This is a genomic window from Caulobacter sp. GW821-FHT09A05 (assembly GCF_059418465.1).
This window is the reverse complement of sequence record NZ_JBWKPX010000071.1, coordinates 1-557: the sequence shown is the minus strand read 5'-3', so window position 1 is coordinate 557 and position 557 is coordinate 1. Positions and strand designations below refer to the sequence as shown.

The following is a 557-nucleotide window of genomic DNA, read 5'->3' as shown; positions in this document are numbered from 1 at the left end:
GTCGAGCGGGCCCGGGCGGCGTAGGTCCGCTGCATGGCCGCGCCGACGGCGGTCAGGATGTCGACCTGCCCGGGCGTGGGATCGACGCCTTTGAAGCCGCCCTCGAATTCGTCCTTGATGTAGTTGGTCGAGATCTGGCCCGAGCGGAACCGGTCCTGGTCCATCACCGCGGCCAGGAACGGGATGTTGTGGGCGGGGCCCTCGATGTGGAAGTCCTCCAGCGCCCGGCCCATGCCGTCGATCGCCGCCAGCCGGGTCGGGGCCCAGGCGCACAGCTTGGCGATCATCGGGTCGTAGTACATCGAGATCTCGTCGCCCTCGCGCACCCCCGCGTCGTTGCGCACGACGGAGCCTTCGGCGCCGCCATCCCCCTGCGCTCCTTCAGGCGGCGGGGCGTAGCGGACCAGCCGCCCGATGCTGGGCAGGAACTTGCGGTAGGGGTCCTCGGCGTAGATCCGGCTCTCGATCGCCCAGCCGTCGATCTTCAGGTCCTGCTGCGCGAAGGCCAGCGGCTCGCCCCAGGCGCTGCGGATCATCTGCTCGACCAGGTCCAGGCC

At 70.4% G+C, this 557-nt stretch carries 1 pseudogene; it reads right to left on the bottom strand.

The features are described 5' to 3' along the window. Positions 1 to 557: pseudogene (locus AC07NX_RS26215) on the bottom strand (acetyl/propionyl-CoA carboxylase subunit alpha); the annotation flags it as partial.